Source organism: Vibrio olivae, from assembly GCF_042428525.1.
In the GTDB taxonomy this organism is placed as follows: Bacteria; Pseudomonadota; Gammaproteobacteria; order Enterobacterales; family Vibrionaceae; genus Vibrio; species Vibrio olivae.
This window is the reverse complement of the sequence record NZ_JBHMEP010000001.1, coordinates 1,830,903-1,845,730: the sequence shown is the minus strand read 5'-3', so window position 1 is coordinate 1,845,730 and position 14,828 is coordinate 1,830,903. Positions and strand designations below refer to the sequence as shown.

At 47.3% G+C, this 14,828-nt stretch carries 15 protein-coding genes; 7 read left to right on the top strand and 8 right to left on the bottom strand.

Features of this window, described 5'->3' with window-relative positions; translation table 11 throughout:
- The first annotated feature begins 36 nt into the window (after window positions 1–36).
- The 4 genes from ACFFUV_RS08590 to ACFFUV_RS08575 are packed head-to-tail and all read left to right on the top strand — an operon-like array spanning window position 37 to window position 2,866.
- A complete protein-coding gene (locus tag ACFFUV_RS08590) occupies window positions 37–546 on the top strand; it encodes a GspH/FimT family pseudopilin (protein WP_390191239.1) in 510 nt (169 codons plus the stop codon).
- Complete coding sequence (locus ACFFUV_RS08585) at window positions 521–1,174, top strand: PilW family protein (protein ID WP_390191237.1); 654 nt, start codon at window positions 521–523, stop codon at window positions 1,172–1,174. Before ACFFUV_RS08590 ends, ACFFUV_RS08585 begins: the two co-directional genes overlap by 26 nt.
- On the top strand, window positions 1,171–2,463 hold the full coding sequence (locus ACFFUV_RS08580; protein ID WP_390191235.1) for a hypothetical protein: 1,293 nt from the start codon (window positions 1,171–1,173) through the stop codon (window positions 2,461–2,463). The genes ACFFUV_RS08585 and ACFFUV_RS08580 overlap by 4 nt, the downstream gene beginning before the upstream one ends.
- Window positions 2,453–2,866: a type IV pilus modification PilV family protein gene (locus tag ACFFUV_RS08575; protein ID WP_390191232.1), complete on the top strand. Its 414-nt coding sequence runs from the start codon at window positions 2,453–2,455 to the stop codon at window positions 2,864–2,866. Before ACFFUV_RS08580 ends, ACFFUV_RS08575 begins: the two co-directional genes overlap by 11 nt.
- A 94-nt stretch (window positions 2,867–2,960) precedes the next feature.
- Here the strand turns inward: ACFFUV_RS08575 and fghA are convergent, their stop codons facing one another.
- Complete coding sequence (fghA, locus tag ACFFUV_RS08570; RefSeq protein WP_390191230.1) at window positions 2,961–3,809, bottom strand: S-formylglutathione hydrolase; 849 nt, start codon at window positions 3,807–3,809, stop codon at window positions 2,961–2,963.
- A gap of 50 nt (window positions 3,810–3,859) precedes the next feature.
- Window positions 3,860–4,993 (bottom strand): S-(hydroxymethyl)glutathione dehydrogenase/class III alcohol dehydrogenase, encoded by a 1,134-nt coding sequence (locus ACFFUV_RS08565; RefSeq protein ID WP_390191229.1) that lies wholly within the window; start codon window positions 4,991–4,993, stop codon window positions 3,860–3,862.
- A gap of 117 nt (window positions 4,994–5,110) precedes the next feature.
- On the opposite strand from ACFFUV_RS08565, the gene ACFFUV_RS08560 reads away from it, so the two are divergent.
- Complete coding sequence (locus ACFFUV_RS08560) at window positions 5,111–5,986, top strand: LysR family transcriptional regulator (RefSeq protein ID WP_390191226.1); 876 nt, start codon at window positions 5,111–5,113, stop codon at window positions 5,984–5,986.
- Window positions 5,987–6,070: 84 nt separating this feature from the next.
- On the top strand, window positions 6,071–6,598 hold the full coding sequence (gene tadA, locus ACFFUV_RS08555; protein WP_390191224.1) for a tRNA adenosine(34) deaminase TadA: 528 nt from the start codon (window positions 6,071–6,073) through the stop codon (window positions 6,596–6,598).
- Window positions 6,599–6,628: 30 nt separating this feature from the next.
- Here tadA and ACFFUV_RS08550 read toward each other — a convergent pair whose 3' ends face one another.
- Window positions 6,629–6,763, bottom strand: a complete 135-nt coding sequence (locus tag ACFFUV_RS08550; protein ID WP_390191935.1) for a hypothetical protein — start codon at window positions 6,761–6,763, stop codon at window positions 6,629–6,631.
- Window positions 6,764–6,960: 197 nt separating this feature from the next.
- The gene (mltF, locus tag ACFFUV_RS08545; protein WP_390191906.1) at window positions 6,961–8,592 is read right to left on the bottom strand and encodes a membrane-bound lytic murein transglycosylase MltF; all 1,632 of its coding nucleotides are present in this window, start codon (window positions 8,590–8,592) and stop codon (window positions 6,961–6,963) included.
- 296 nt (window positions 8,593–8,888) lie between these two features.
- Here mltF and purL point away from each other — a divergent pair, with 296 nt between their 5' ends.
- Window positions 8,889–12,782 (top strand): phosphoribosylformylglycinamidine synthase, encoded by a 3,894-nt coding sequence (gene purL / locus ACFFUV_RS08540; RefSeq protein ID WP_390191222.1) that lies wholly within the window; start codon window positions 8,889–8,891, stop codon window positions 12,780–12,782.
- Window positions 12,783–12,896: 114 nt separating this feature from the next.
- Here the strand turns inward: purL and ACFFUV_RS08535 are convergent, their stop codons facing one another.
- The 4 genes from ACFFUV_RS08535 to purN all read right to left on the bottom strand — a co-directional run bounded on the left by ACFFUV_RS08535 (window position 12,897) and on the right by purN (window position 14,826).
- Window positions 12,897–13,088 carry a DUF4250 domain-containing protein gene (locus tag ACFFUV_RS08535; RefSeq protein ID WP_390191905.1) on the bottom strand — a complete coding sequence of 64 codons (192 nt, stop codon included), beginning with the start codon at window positions 13,086–13,088 and terminating at the stop codon, window positions 12,897–12,899.
- On the bottom strand, window positions 13,088–13,294 hold the full coding sequence (locus tag ACFFUV_RS08530) for a YaeP family protein (protein ID WP_390191221.1): 207 nt from the start codon (window positions 13,292–13,294) through the stop codon (window positions 13,088–13,090). The genes ACFFUV_RS08535 and ACFFUV_RS08530 overlap by 1 nt, the downstream gene beginning before the upstream one ends.
- A 116-nt stretch (window positions 13,295–13,410) precedes the next feature.
- On the bottom strand, window positions 13,411–14,064 hold the full coding sequence (locus ACFFUV_RS08525; RefSeq protein WP_390191219.1) for a tellurite resistance TerB family protein: 654 nt from the start codon (window positions 14,062–14,064) through the stop codon (window positions 13,411–13,413).
- Between the two features lie 123 nt (window positions 14,065–14,187).
- Window positions 14,188–14,826, bottom strand: coding sequence for a phosphoribosylglycinamide formyltransferase (purN, locus tag ACFFUV_RS08520; protein ID WP_390191216.1), 639 nt, complete (start codon window positions 14,824–14,826; stop codon window positions 14,188–14,190).
- Between the last annotated feature and the right edge of the window lie 2 nt (window positions 14,827–14,828).

Genomic DNA, 14,828 nt, shown 5'->3' with positions numbered 1-14,828 from the left:
CAATACATCTCATTGTTTGCAAAAAGGATTTTGGAAATGACTCGCGGGTTTACCCTACTTGAACTGCTGGTTAGTATTGCCGTTATGGCACTTGTCTTAGGACTGTCGATCCCTAACTTTTCAAGTTTGTCCACCCAAACTCAAATGACGAGCTTAGCCAGTTCATTACAGAGTTTTCTTTATCAAGCGAAGTCAGAAGCGATATTTCGTAACCAGGATTTATGGGCACACTTTATTATGCCTGAGTCTCACAAGCAGCAGAGCGAGTGGTTGATTGAACTGACTGACTCTGAGCGGCAAGGAGGGACGGTACTAATGACGTTTTCAGGGGCACCCTATCGTCAAATTAAGTTGTCGCCCGATTTTAGTGCCAATCAAATTAAGTTTGATGGTGTTCGCGGTAAAATTAAGAATGGTTCGATTGAATTCCACGTCATTCACCATACCCAAAAGTCTCTCAAACTGGTGACGTCATACGGCGCGAGTCGTATTCGAATTTGTGGTAAAAATGGTTCGGCATATGGTTACCCCAATTGCGCTTCCTAGGTGCAAATTGGGTTATCAGCAAGGCGTTATGCTGATTGAGCTACTCATTTCAGCGCTTTTATCCGTCGTGGTTATTGGGCTGATAGGCAGTGTGTTTTTATCTATTCATTCAGCGGTGAGCCGTCAAAATCAGCAATTATTACTGAGTCAAAATATTTTTAGCGCAGTGGCTCAGATGAAAGAACAAAGTGCCAGAGCTGGCTTTCACCCTCTGAATGAACAGCCGCTCACCCTTTCTGGCGCTGAGAATCTTATTGCACTCGGCACGCACTCTCAATCACTGGGCTTTCTCTATTACGATCAACGTGCGACTGAGCCGTTTTTCCATGTGGTTTATAAGTTTGAGGCACTTAGCCAGCAGCGCGGTACCATTAAAGTTTGTGAGAAAAGCCAGAGTGAGGTACTCCGCTTTGCCTCTGCTGCCACTTCCGGCTTTAACGGCTACTGCTATTCGCTCTTTGATGAACAGCAGATCAACATTCGTCATTTTCGTCTTGAGCGTGAGGTCTATACTGGGCCCAAAGCACGTCGTGAGGTTGTCAGCGTGAGCCTTGATGCTCAGCTGACGAAAAACGCTTCAGTGACCGAATCACTCACTTTAACCTTGTCTCCGAGGAACAGCTTATGATTCGCCAAACTCAGCAAGGAATGGCGACATTGCTGGTTACGTCACTGTTGTTAGGCGCGGTTTTATTACTGGTGATGGCAAGTTACCGCAGTGTTTTTTACCAATTGAAACGCGAGCAAAATGAAGTCATCAGCCGTACTCAACATTGGCAAGCAGAAGGTATATTGCAGTGTGTGCTAGCAAAAGCGTCTGAGCAGAAACGCTTGTCTCAGATGCTCGCGGAGTCATGTGTAGAAGAAGATGAGCAAATACATCTTGTTGCTTCAGGTCATCAACGCTATCTGCTTCAAGTGGAGGTTGGATTCGTGGTTTTACGCCGTGAGTTACAGTTTCCAACTGTTAGCCCGACAGCGCCGTTAACGTTACGTGGAGAGCTAGAACTGGCGGCTGGCGCGATGATGATACCAGATGCTGGCGAGTGGGTTGAGGATAATCTCTGGCGCTGCCGCCTAATTGCTTACCAAGGCCGATTGGTACTCGGCGGTGAACTGGTCAATCATGGGTTACATACCTCGTTGCCATACGCGGAGTTCCCGCCATCACAAGCGTGTTTCTCTGGTTATCAAACGGTTGTTAACCGTGGCTCTAGCTTTGAGCAAGATGTCGTTGTGGATCCACAGCTGGCACCGTTTGAAAACCTGTTTGGGACCGCTCGCCATCAATGGTTTGAGGTCATGTCACAGCCAGAGTTTTTTAAAATTGCTCACCAAAGCTTAACCGATAGCGAGGGCGTTATACGCTTTAGCCAAGCGCAATTGCCTCAAAGCCAAGTGATCAGTGACTGTGCCCAGCAATTACATCAGGCGTTTTTTAATGGGGAAAATCTTATTTGGATTTACGGCAGTTGTCATTTGGATACCGATGATCTTTTTGCTCTTAAATACCTATTAAACCCAGCCTCTTCTACCTTTTTCGGCGCTTTAATTGTGATCCAAAATGGCGTTTTATCATTAAGTGGTGAGGCTGAATTACCGATAATGATCTATCAGTTGATTGAGCAACCGCTCACATCGCAGCAAATATCTTCAGGATGGCAAGCCATAGCAGCAAGCCAAAGGCAAGTGCTCAACCAAGCATTAGCGCAAAGTGAGCGGCTTGAGCTTGAGCAGTTGGTTTATTTTCAACATGGCGATGTTCGACCACAAGGTGGTTTAGTGTTGGATATTGCACCTCATCAGGCATTGGTGGCGTCTGCACTTGAAATTAGGTTTGACCGTGATGTGCTCAATGCGCCTCTTCAGAGGTTACGCTCGGTGAGATGGCGAAAAGGATCATGGTATGCCAAATAGTCAGCAAGGGCTGAGTTTTGTTGAGGTGATGATGTCGATGATGTTGATCGCGACGGCAACATTAGGTTTGGTGAAGCTGCACATTGAGTTGGAACAAAGAAGTGAATTTGCTCGCCATCGCCAGCAAGCATTGATGGTGATGGAAGAGAAATTAACTTGGTTTTATTCTCGAGGCGCGACCAGTTCGCTCCCTACTCGGCCCGTTGCGGATTTCGCTACCAATCTTATATCAGGCAGTGACGATTCACATTTTAGGTATCAGTTGACTTGGCGTATTGAAGAAGGTGGTGTGGAAGGGTTACGAGACATTCAAATCGAAGCAAACTGGTTGGATCGCCATGGAGAAGAGCAGAGTGTAGCGTTGGAAACGCGACTTTTTGAGTTCGGTGAGTTTGAGCGTTAAGCATTGATTTTGGTTTGAGATAACGGATAGAAAAGAGCTTTTGGTCTACAGGTAACCAAAAGCTCTTTTTCATTGTGATACCTGCTCAATCCACCTATGCGCCTTTAAGATGTTGAGCATGGAATTCAAGGTGCTCATCAATAAAGGTTTGAATAAAGAAGTAGCTATGGTCATAGCCCGGCTGCATTCGAACAGTGATGTCACGGTCCATTTTGTCCGCGATAGCCACAAAATATTCGGTTTTTAGCTGCTCGGAGAGGAAGTTATCCGCTTCACCTTGATCAACCAAAATTGGCAGCGATTGCTCACTATTTCTGAGAAGCTCACAGCTGTCATACGCTAACCATGTATTCTTATCATCACCCAGATAGTGACTGAACGCTTTATTTCCCCAAGGGCAGATGGTTGGGTGAACAATCGGCGAAAAGGCGGAAATTGAGCGATACTGCTGCGGATTTTTCAAACCAATCGCCAGTGCGCCATGACCACCCATACTATGGCCTGAGATCGACTTCACAGACGTAACGGGGAAGTGCTCTTCGATCAATTTTGGAAGCTCTTTGGTCACGTAGGAATACATATGGTAGTGCTGATCCCAAGGTGCTTGTGTCGCATCAAGGTAGAAACCTGCGCCCAAACCAAAATCGTAAGCTTGTTCTGGATCGTCAGGGACGCCTTCACCGCGAGGGCTGGTATCCGGAGCGACAATCGCAATCCCAAGTTCTGCTGCTTTTTGGAAAGCTCCGGCTTTTTGCATGAAGTTTTCGTCGGTGCAAGTTAGACCTGAAAGCCAATACAAGACAGGGACTGGGTTTTCAAAGCTCGCTTCTTGTGGCAAAAAGATCGCAAAACGCATGTCGCAGTTAAGCACTGCTGAGCTATGGGTATACTGCTTGTGCCAGCCGTCAAAGACTTTGGCCTGGCTGTGTAAAGCAAGACTCATTGAATGCTCCTTTTGAAAAGACCCGCGCTTGGCGGGCCTAGGCTGACTGATTATTTTTCGTCCATCAATACAACGCTACGAATACTCTTGCCTTCGTGCATGAGTTCAAAGGCTTCGTTGATGTTATCAAGACCCATGTTATGGGTAATGAACTCTTGAAGACCAAATTCACCGGCGAGATATTGCTCTACAATACCCGGCAGTTCACTACGGCCTTTCACTCCACCAAATGCGCTACCACGCCATACACGGCCTGTGACGAGTTGGAATGGACGGGTTGAGATTTCTTGACCTGCACCTGCAACACCGATGATAACGGATTCGCCCCAACCTTTATGACAACATTCAAGTGCACTGCGCATCACGTTGACGTTACCGATACATTCAAATGAGTAATCGACACCGCCGTCGGTTAGTTCAACAATCACTTCTTGAATAGGTTTGTCGTAGTCGTTTGGATTGATAAGGTCGGTTGCCCCTAGCTGAGTGGCCAGTTCAAATTTGCTGTCGTTGATATCGACACCAATGATGCGTCCAGCGCCAGCCATGCGTGCGCCGATAATTGCAGACAGTCCGATACCGCCGAGACCGAAAATCGCGACAGTGTCGCCTTTTTCTACTTTAGCGGTATTGAGTACTGCGCCCATACCTGTGGTAACGCCGCAACCAAGGAGACACACTTCTTCAAGTGGCGCTGATTTGTTGACTTTAGCCAGCGAGATTTCAGGCAGAACTGTATATTCAGAGAACGTTGAACAACCCATATAATGGAAGATAGGCTCACCGTCTTTATAGAAACGAGTCGTTCCGTCAGGCATGAGACCTTTACCCTGTGTTTCACGAACGGCGCTACATAGGTTGGTTTTACCTGATTTACAGAATTTACATTCACCACATTCTGCGGTGTAGAGAGGGATCACGTGGTCGCCCACTTCAACGCTCGTGACACCTTCGCCAACCATCTCAACAATACCGCCACCTTCGTGGCCAAGAATTGCTGGGAATACACCTTCAGGATCCTCACCAGAAAGCGTGAAAGCATCGGTGTGGCAAACCCCTGTTGCAACGATGCGAACCAGTACTTCACCCGCTTTTGGCAACATTACGTCGACTTCTTCAATCTTCAGTGGTTCTTTTGGTCCCCATGCAACCGCTGCACGTGATTTGATGAATTTATCAGTCATTGGATTTCCTTCGTGTTGTTGGCTGAATAATACAAGACTAGTTTAATTCTTTTTTATGGTTTTATAATATAGCTAAAAAGCAAAACACTATTACATATTTGTAATAATGGGAGAGTTATGAGTCAGTGGGAAGGAATATCAGAATTTGTCTCGGCTGCGGAGTTAGAAAGTTTTACTTCGGCGGCCAATCAGCTCTCTACGTCGGTCGCTCAGGTGAGCCGACGTATTGCACGTTTAGAAGCGCATCTTGGGGTTAAACTGTTTGTTCGCACCACTCGTCGTGTCGCCTTAACGGAAGCGGGCCAAGTCTATTACCATCATTGTAAGCAATTGGTTTCTGGCCTAGAAGCGGCGAACAGTGCGCTAACGGAGATGCAATCGGCGGTGAAAGGTAAAATTCGCTTAACCGCGCCGGTGTATTTTGGTGAAAACGAACTGGCTCCATTGCTCACGGATTTTGCCGAGCAGCATAGCGACCTGCAGTTGGATATCGTACTGACTAACCGTCAGCTCGATATTATAGAGGGCGGTTTCGACTTAGCCATTCGTCTCGGCAACTTGTCAGACTCTAACTTGATTGCCAAGAAGCTCGGTACGCGGCAAATGCATGTGTGTGCGAGCCCGCAATACCTAGCTCAATACGGCCAACCCCATTCACTGGCCGAGCTTTCGTACCACCAGTGCTTGGTGGGTTCCCAACCCTATTGGCGGTTTAGTGAAAAAGGCGCCCATCGGCAGATTCGAGTGGATGGCCGTTTTCGTTGTAACAGTGGTCACTTCTTAGCGATGGCCGCGAAACGTGGAATAGGTATTGCCCAGTTACCCGATGTGTATGTGCATCAAGACCTTGAGAGTGGCGATTTGGTTGAGCTCTTGCTGCCGTTTCGTGAAAAAGAAGAGGGGATTTGGGCATTGTATCCACAAAAAAGTTTTCTTCCTTATAAAACCAAGATGTTGCTCGACCATTTGGTTGAAGGTTTAAAAGGGCGTTAATCGAGAACTCGCTTAAGATTACGGTGTGAAAACGCTATACTCTCGGCGTTGATGTCGACTCTGATTTAATGCTGGCTAAATTTTATGACTTTAAGCGCTTTTAGTACCCAAGACGAACAGTTTATGCGGCTGGCGATTGAGCTCGCCGAGCAGGCCGAACGCCAAGGCGAAGTGCCTGTTGGCGCGGTGCTCGTGCGTGATAATCAGGTGATTGCGCGTGGTTGGAATCAGTCAATCACTCAGCATGACGCCACTGCTCATGCCGAAATGCAAGCACTGCGCGAAGCCGGGCAGATCATTGAAAACTATCGCCTGCTCGACACAACGTTATACGTGACGCTTGAGCCTTGCCCAATGTGCGCTGGTGCTCTATTGCACAGCCGAGTGAAACGGATTGTATTTGGTGCGCCCGATTTGAAAGCTGGCGCAGCGGGGACGGTGCTGAATCTATTTAACAGTGAGGCGGCGTTTCATTATGCAACGGTTGAGGGAGGGTTACTTGAAGAGCAATGCCGAACTCAACTGCAGGCCTTTTTTAAACGTCGGCGTAAAGAGATAAAAGCAACCAAACGACAACAGAACCCGCAGCCTAATGAAGGTGGGGGTAAGTAAACACCAAATCGGTGTCTACTTCCTGATTGTCTACGCTAACAATTGCATAAAGGCTCTGTGTCGCCAAATAATTTTCTTTTTATTATTGGCTAGCTTGCGTTTACGACGGTTAGCAGAGACGGTTTTGTACAAGCGTTTCGCTTGTGTTTGACGACGACGCATCATCAGTTTTCTCCACAAATGTCCAACGTAATGTGATATGCCGATGGCTGATATGAATGGTCAGCCAAGGAGAGAGCTCGGATTACTTTGCGCTCAAAACGGCGACAATAAATGTAGGGGCTTTGTAGTGTTAGGTCAAGAGGGGAAGGGGGGTTCCCCTCTTGTTTTTATGTTTCGCGGCTATTTATCGATATTTCGCTTTATTTCCCCATAAGATCGCCACTGGAATCAACCTCGGGTGCTGGTGGTAAGTCTGGGTTATCAGCGGGTAAGTCATCGCTTTCATCCGCTTGTTCACCGAGCATCAACTCATTGAGTTGTTCCTGCAGCGCATCGGTGGCATCGCTTGGCTCAGCACCAGAAAGTGCCTCTTCAGGAAGTTCAATCACTGTGAGGTCATTGATATCCACGTCACTGTTGTCCGTGGTTTGTTGCTCAACATGGCCAATAATACTTTGATAATACCGACGGATATTTTCGACGTAATTGCGTGCTTCATCACCTCGCGCATAGCCATAGCGGGTTTGACTAAAGTATTTACGTTGACGAAGTAGCGGCAAGCGGTCTTTCACATCGCCCCAAGAGTCTGGGTTTGCGCCCTGTTTTTTGGTTAAACGGCGTGCATCCATCATGTGACCATAACCAACGTTATATGATGCCAGAGCAAACCAAATCTTCTCGTGTTCATTAATGCTATCGGGAATACGTGACACCATACGTCGCAAGTATTCGACTCCACCGCGAACAGATTGTTCTGGATCGAGACGATTACTTACATCGACACTACGAGCCGTTGGGAGGGTTAGCATCATCATACCGCGCACCCCAGTAGGAGATTTAGCGCGTGGGTTCCAATGGGATTCTTGGTAGGCAAGAGCGGCAATAAGGCGCCAGTCAAATTCATCCGAGTACTCTTTGAACAGAGGTGACCATTTGGGCAAGCGAGTGTCCAACGAGCGAATAAAGGCGCGAGTATCGACATAATCGAAGCTGCCAATATGGCCTAAGTATTTTTCTTCCAGGCTTGCTAAACGGCCTGATTGGTTGAGATCGCCAAAGAATTCAATCATTAAAGCATACAAGCTCTCATCACCCGAGCGGCGAGTAAACCAAGAAACAGGTTGATCTTCGGTCAGTTCAAATGCGACCGCGAGGTCTGGATAAACACGCTGTGAAAGAGAAACCTCGACGGAGTCTGCGACGGTAAACATTAAGTCACCTTCAGACACTTGCTTGAGGAGATCGTTGACGTCAGCATTTTGGGCAATTTTGTATTCAAAGTCAGGGTGTCGCTGCTGAATGTCGGAAAGAGTGCGATTAAAATGAGAATCACCGACAATATTGAGCACCGGTTCACCTTGGTTTGCCGCGGTAAGCTCAGGCAAGCTTTCTACTAACTGGTCGATGTTACGCGGTCGCCAATGACCTTTCTTATAAACCAGTTGTTGACTGACATAATAATAAGCAGGGCCGGTTCGAAAACGGCGCACGCGATCTTCTGATTGACTCAGCCCAGCCGCGATCATATCAATCTCACCCGTTTCTAGCGCCGGGTAGAGGCTAGAAATGCGATACGCAGGTTTCATCTCTAGCTTTACGCCAAGTTGGTTGGCAAAGTCACGAGCAATCTCATAATCAAGCCCTGCGGGGCCGTCAGGGCCAATATAATAAGAGAGCTGATTATTCAGTGTGCCTACGTGCAATACACCTCGTTCGCGTATTTTATCGAGATCACTTTTCGGGTTAGATTCGATCTGGCAACCTGTCAGGAGCAGCAAGGCAGAAAAGAGGGTTAGGCCACGTTGTAAATATTTTAGGTAATGGGTATTCATTAACGACATTCTCACTATCCGGTAGGGCATTTATAACAGAGCCTGTGTACATCGCAAGTAAGACTTCTATCTATAGTGATGCAAACAATCCTTATCCCAGTGAAGTTGCGGGATTTCAAATTTGACAAAAAAAATGACGCAAACGGTTGCGTTTGGTGTTACATCACAAAAACAATTCCGATATAATGCGCCCGAAATGACGAGGTCGTATTGGTATAAATTTGTGTAAATTACAGATTAACCTTCTGAATTTATTCCAATATTTCCTTAATCAACCGTACAAGAGACCTAAGCACATGAGAATTTTGCGTGGCTCCCCAGCTCTTTCTGAGTTCCGAGTAAATAAACTTCTGGAACTGTGTCGTGAACAAGAACTCCCAATTACGGGTATTTACGCAGAGTTTATGCACTTTGCTCATCTAACGGCTGATTTAGACCAAACAGAATCAGAGAAGTTAGAGAAGCTGCTAACCTACGGACCAACCATCGAGGAACATGAGCCTCAAGGTCTATTGCTGCTTGTCACACCACGTCCGGGCACAATCTCTCCGTGGTCCTCTAAATCAACTGATATCGCTAACAACTGTGGCTTAACAAAAATAAAGCGCCTTGAGCGCGGAACGGCTTATTATATCGAATCGTCATCTTCATTAAGCGACGAACAACTCACGATTGTGAAGGGGCTTATTCACGATCGTATGATGGAAACGGTATTTACTGAGGTAGAGCAAGCTAGCGCTCTATTTACTCAAGCGCAACCAGCACCTGTGACTGAGGTTGATGTGTTGGCAGGTGGGCGTACTGCACTTGAGAAAGCAAACGTTTCCCTTGGTCTGGCACTGGCCGAAGATGAAATTGATTATCTGGTTGAAAGCTTTAACACTCTTGGTCGTAACCCAAAAGACATTGAGCTGATGATGTTTGCGCAGGCTAACTCAGAGCACTGCCGTCATAAAATCTTCAATGCGGATTGGACGATTGATGGCGTCAAGCAGCCGAAATCGCTGTTTAAGATGATCAAAAACACCTTTGAAACCACCCCAGAGTATGTCCTTTCGGCTTATAAAGACAATGCCGCGGTGATGACTGGATCAAAAGTTGGGCGTTTCTTCCCAAATCCTGAGTCTCGTCAATATGGTTACCATCAAGAAGATGCGCATATTTTGATGAAAGTGGAAACCCATAACCACCCAACCGCTATCTCGCCTTGGCCTGGCGCATCAACAGGCTCTGGTGGTGAAATTCGTGACGAAGGCGCAACGGGTATCGGCGGCAAACCTAAAGCCGGCTTAGTTGGATTTACCGTGTCAAACCTGCGTATTCCCAACTTTGAGCAGCCTTGGGAAACCGACTTCGGTAAACCTGGGCGTATCGTTAATGCTCTGGACATCATGCTGGAAGGCCCTCTGGGCGGCGCAGCATTTAACAATGAATTTGGTCGTCCAAACCTGTTGGGATACTTCCGTACTTACGAAGAAAAAGTGAATTCGCACGCAGGTGAAGAGGTTCGTGGTTACCACAAGCCAATCATGATTGCTGGTGGTATGGGCAACATTCGCGACGAACACGTGCAAAAGAAAGAAATTCCGGTTGGCGCCAAACTTATCGTGCTTGGCGGCCCGGCAATGAATATTGGCCTTGGTGGTGGCGCCGCGTCTTCTATGGCCTCAGGTCAATCAGCAGAAGATTTGGATTTCGCATCAGTACAGCGTGAAAACCCAGAGATGGAACGCCGTTGCCAAGAGGTGATCGATCGCTGCTGGCAAATGGGTAGCGATAACCCAATCGCCTTTATCCATGATGTTGGTGCGGGCGGCATCTCTAATGCGCTGCCTGAATTAGTCGACGATGGCGAGCGTGGCGGTAAATTCCAGCTGCGTGATGTGCCCAATGACGAGCCTGGAATGAGCCCACTTGAGATTTGGTGTAATGAATCTCAAGAGCGCTATGTACTGGCCGTTGCGCCAGAGAATATGGATGTCTTTGACGCGATATGTCAGCGCGAGCGTGCGCCTTATGCAGTTGTCGGTATCGCAACAGAAGAGCGTGATTTAGTCCTTGAAGATTCACATTTCGACAATACGCCAATCGATATGCCTATGGACATTTTGCTTGGTAAAACGCCGAAAATGCATCGCGATGCGACGACGCTCAAAGTGAATAACCCGGCCATTGACCGCCAAGGTATTGAGCTGAATGAAGCGGTTGATCGCGTACTGCGTCTACCTACTGTGGCTGAAAAAACCTTCTTGATCACCATAGGTGACCGCACGGTAACAGGGCTCGTGGCTCGTGACCAAATGGTTGGCCCTTGGCAGGTTCCCGTTGCGAACTGTGCGGTCACCGCAGCAAGTTATGATACCTATCATGGTGAAGCAATGTCGATGGGTGAACGTACACCAGTGGCTCTACTTGATTTTGGCGCCTCGGCTCGTCTTGCGGTTGGTGAAGCGCTGACTAATATCGCGGCGACGCATATTGGCGATATCAAACACATCAAACTGTCTGCCAACTGGATGTCACCTGCGGGTCACCCAGGTGAAGATGCTGGTCTTTATGAAGCCGTTAAAGCGGTAGGTGAAGAGCTGTGTCCTGCACTGGGTTTAACCATTCCTGTGGGTAAAGACTCAATGTCGATGAAGACGAAATGGTCTGACGATGGGGTTGAGAAAGAAGTGACCTCACCGCTGTCTCTCATCATTACGGCATTTGCTCGTGTGGAAGATGTTCGTAACACAATTACACCACAGCTGCGTACTGATAAAGGCGAAACCAGCCTTGTTTTGATTGATTTAGGTAATGGTAAAAACCGCCTGGGCGCGACTGCGTTGGCGCAAGTTTACAAACAGCTTGGTGATAAACCCGCAGATGTTGACAATGCAGAGCAGCTCAAAGGCTTCTTTGATGCCGTTCAAGCTTTGGTAGCAAACCAGCAGGTGCTGGCATATCACGATAAAGGTGACGGTGGCCTATTGGTCACGCTAGCCGAAATGGCGTTTGCCGGTCACTGTGGTGTTAAAGCCAATATTGAAGGACTGGGTGACGATACTCTGGCCGCGTTATTTAACGAAGAGCTTGGTGCGGTGCTGCAAGTTCGCAACAGCGACTTGGGTGCCGTGAACGCGACATTAGCCCAATATGGACTCGAGACATGCTCACATGTTATCGGCCAAGTTAATGACAGCGATACTTTTGTGATTACCGCCGCGAACAACGTCGTTATTGAACGTTCTCGTACTGAGCTTCGCACGATTTGGGCTGAAACCACTCATAAGATGCAAGCGCTGCGTGATAATCCACAGTGTGCTAATCAAGAATTTGCGGCGAAGCAAGATAATTCAGACCCAGGTTTGAACGTCAAACTCAGCTTTGATGTCAATGAAGATATTGCGGCGCCGTACATTGCCAAAGGTGCTAAGCCTAAAATGGCGGTTCTGCGTGAGCAAGGTGTTAACTCGCACGTTGAAATGGCAGCTGCGTTTGATCGCGCTGGTTTTGAAGCCACGGATGTTCACATGAGCGACATCTTAACCGGTAAAGCTGTCCTTGATGAGTACCACGGTTTGGTTGCCTGTGGCGGTTTCTCATACGGTGACGTACTTGGCGCTGGTGAAGGCTGGGCTAAATCCGTGCTGTTTAACGAGCAAGCACGCAGCCAATTTGAAGGTTTCTTCAACCGTGACAATACCTTCTCGCTCGGGGTATGTAACGGCTGTCAAATGCTTTCGAATTTGAAAGAACTGATCCCGGGTGCTGACTTATGGCCACGCTTTGTGCGCAATGAGTCAGAGCGTTTTGAGGCGCGTTTTAGCCTTGTTGAGGTACAAAAGTCGGATTCAGTCTTCTTTGACGGTATGCAAGGTTCACGTATGCCAATCGCGGTTTCTCACGGTGAAGGTCGTGTTGAAGTGCGTGGTGCTGAGCATCTTGCTGAGCTAGAACAGTCGGGCACCGTGGCAGTACGTTTTGTTGATAATCTGGGTAATCCAACTCAGCAATATCCAAACAACCCGAACGGTTCACCCAACGCGATTACCGGTCTAACAACGCGTGATGGATGTGTCACGATTATGATGCCACACCCTGAACGTGTGTTCCGTACGGTGGCAAACTCTTGGCATCCGGAAGAGTGGGGCGAGAACAGCGCTTGGATGCGCATGTTCCAAAATGCGCGTAAGAATATCGGTTAACTTACCTTTTGTTGCTGTAAAAGAGAAAGCCGTGAGCTCATGCTCACGGCTTTTTTAGTTCGTAATGTTGTTCGAAATGTATTTTCACATCGAAGACAAGATATACGTATTTAATTAACGGAATTGACCCGCTTCAGGAAGAAAGTCGTAGCCGGCTTTATTGAGCTTGGTTTCCAGTGTTTCTTTGTCGATATCAAAGTAGTTCACTAGCTTATCAAGGTCGCCTGAAAAGTTATCACGCAGCTTCATGTTAACGATGCTCATTAACATGTTTGGGTCCATTTTTTCAAAATTCTCTAAGTTCATCATTGGTCCTCAAAGTCAGAGATAAGTAGATTCGCTGCGGCGAAGGCCGCCTTTTCACGTGTTGCTTGCGGCAGAGAAGTATCAGCAGCGACATCGTTGAGTGCTCTTAAAGCACAGCCAATGGCTTTGGGAATATAGCCTTGGTCACCACTACCAATTTGTGCATAGAGTTCACGAATCAAATCACAACAATCGTATACTTGCATGGTTTCTTCCGAATAAATGATAACTACTCTCAAATATACACATGGCGCAGAGCAAACACAAAGCGTGAACTTGCTCTGTCTCAATTAAGTGATGGGTTTGGTGAATAATTCATCGCTTACTGTCGTGCTTGCTGTTGGAGTTGAGTGATGACCTCTGTTGATAAATTAAGCTGTTTGGCCAATTCATCAAGGTAAGCTTTCTCCATAAAGTTTTGCTCGTCTGCCACCATAAGTGACGCTAAATAAATCTCTGCGCCTTGTTGTGGTGATTGAGCGAGTCTGGCAATCGTGCTTGGTTCCAGCGCCTTATTCAGCTCTTCTTGGATAAGCGCTCTTACGCTGTCATCAGCGCCAAAGCCCTGTAAAGCTTCCTCGATGCGGGCCATTTCATTGTCATCTACATGGCCATCGGCTTTCGCTGCAGCAATCATCGCTTTAATGATAATGATATGGTGGCGTTCATCGTTGGCATCAAAGGTTTCCTGTGGCGCACCATCAGGCTGCTTGTTTTGCCAATCGTTGTAAACTTTATAAGCAAGTGCTCCTAGAGCCGCCGCGCCTCCGACTTTTAGCGCCGTTTTACCCATCTTTTTGCTTTTTTTAGAGCCCATCAAGAGCTCAACGAGCCCACCGGCAGCAGCGCCTGTCCCCAGCGTTTTTAGCGTGTTGGGGTTTTGTTTGAGGTTTTGGGTTTGGGTTTGCAATTGCTGCTTACCCTGACGAACGATATCGGAAGTCAGTGCTTGGTTAAGTAAACCTTTGAGATCCATAGTTACCTCCTATTGGCAGTAACGACAGAATAAGAGAGTAGTGATGAATAGAAGATTAACAAAAAAGCGAGCCTTACTGGCTCGCTTTTTTGTTAATCATTTGAAGGTGTTGAAGGTGAGGTGTTATTCACCCGCGTGACCATGAATCCCTAAAGGCTGACCATCAAGCACGGCTTTACCATCGACCATCGCCAAACGACCTTCGACAAACCACTTCACGACCAGCGGGTAAATACGATATTCCTGAGTTTGAACTCGCGCAGTGAGGGTTTCAACTGTATCTTCGTCAAAAATCGGCACTTTGGCTTGCAAAATAACGGGCCCACCATCAAGCTGCTCGGTCACAAAGTGAACGCTGGTACCATGTTCCTCATCGCCAGCGTGGATCGCACGCTGATAAGTATTTAATCCAGGGTATTTAGGCAACAGAGAAGGATGAATGTTGATCATTCGACCAAGGTAGCGACGAACAAACTCGTTACTCAAAATACGCATGTAGCCAGCAAGTACGACTAAATCTGGCTCGTATTCGTCGATTTGACGCATTAATTCATGGTCAAACGCATCACGTGTTTCAAACGATTTCGGATCTAAAGCGAGCGCTGAGGCACCCGCTTTTGTTGCTCGTTCTAACGCATGCGCCGTTGCTTTGTTTGAAAAAACAGCAGTGACTTTGCCATCTTTAATCTGGGTTTCACAGGCATCAATGATGGCTTGTAAGTTAGTACCATTTCCTGAAACTAAAACAACAATACTTTTCATGC

Coding starts and splice junctions, on each gene's coding strand:
- ACFFUV_RS08585 (WP_390191237.1), top strand. CDS start 521: ATGGTTACCCCAATTGCGCTTCCTAGGTGCAAATTGGGTTATCAGCAA.
- ACFFUV_RS08580 (WP_390191235.1), top strand. CDS start 1,171: ATGATTCGCCAAACTCAGCAAGGAATGGCGACATTGCTGGTTACGTCA.
- purL (WP_390191222.1), top strand. CDS start 8,889: ATGAGAATTTTGCGTGGCTCCCCAGCTCTTTCTGAGTTCCGAGTAAAT.
- ACFFUV_RS08565 (WP_390191229.1), bottom strand. CDS start 4,993: ATGACTGATAAATTCATCAAATCACGTGCAGCGGTTGCATGGGGACCA.
- ACFFUV_RS08530 (WP_390191221.1), bottom strand. CDS start 13,294: ATGCAAGTATACGATTGTTGTGATTTGATTCGTGAACTCTATGCACAA.
- ACFFUV_RS08560 (WP_390191226.1), top strand. CDS start 5,111: ATGAGTCAGTGGGAAGGAATATCAGAATTTGTCTCGGCTGCGGAGTTA.
- mltF (WP_390191906.1), bottom strand. CDS start 8,592: ATGAATACCCATTACCTAAAATATTTACAACGTGGCCTAACCCTCTTT.
- purN (WP_390191216.1), bottom strand. CDS start 14,826: ATGAAAAGTATTGTTGTTTTAGTTTCAGGAAATGGTACTAACTTACAA.
- tadA (WP_390191224.1), top strand. CDS start 6,071: ATGACTTTAAGCGCTTTTAGTACCCAAGACGAACAGTTTATGCGGCTG.
- ACFFUV_RS08575 (WP_390191232.1), top strand. CDS start 2,453: ATGCCAAATAGTCAGCAAGGGCTGAGTTTTGTTGAGGTGATGATGTCG.
- fghA (WP_390191230.1), bottom strand. CDS start 3,809: ATGAGTCTTGCTTTACACAGCCAGGCCAAAGTCTTTGACGGCTGGCAC.
- ACFFUV_RS08590 (WP_390191239.1), top strand. CDS start 37: ATGACTCGCGGGTTTACCCTACTTGAACTGCTGGTTAGTATTGCCGTT.
- ACFFUV_RS08535 (WP_390191905.1), bottom strand. CDS start 13,088: ATGAACTTAGAGAATTTTGAAAAAATGGACCCAAACATGTTAATGAGC.
- ACFFUV_RS08525 (WP_390191219.1), bottom strand. CDS start 14,064: ATGGATCTCAAAGGTTTACTTAACCAAGCACTGACTTCCGATATCGTT.
- ACFFUV_RS08550 (WP_390191935.1), bottom strand. CDS start 6,763: ATGATGCGTCGTCGTCAAACACAAGCGAAACGCTTGTACAAAACCGTC.